The 246-nt window shown below is 54.1% G+C and carries 1 protein-coding gene; it reads right to left on the bottom strand.

Annotated features, from left to right (window positions below):
- A partial coding sequence (locus ACRHOZ_RS21235) for an IS1 family transposase (protein WP_431130341.1) occupies positions 1-246 on the bottom strand: 246 nt, incomplete at both ends.

Below are 246 nucleotides of genomic sequence, written 5' to 3' on the forward strand. Positions count from 1 at the left end.
TTTGAGAACGACAGTGACTTCCGTCCCAGCCTTGCCAGATGTTGTCTCAGATTCAGGTTATGTCGCTCAATGCGCTGAGTGTGACGCTTGCTGATAACGTGCAGCTTTCCCTTCAGGCGGGATTCATACAGCGGCCAGCCATCCGTCATCCATACCACGACCTCAAAGGCCGACACCTGTTTAGCGGATTCAGCTTCACGCTGTCCCAGAAGCTGCTCACGGGCAACCCGCAACACCTCCTTTTTT

The sequence above is a fragment of the Flagellimonas flava genome, assembly GCF_050617915.1.
GTDB classification, from domain to species: domain Bacteria; phylum Bacteroidota; class Bacteroidia; order Flavobacteriales; family Flavobacteriaceae; genus Flagellimonas; species Flagellimonas flava_A.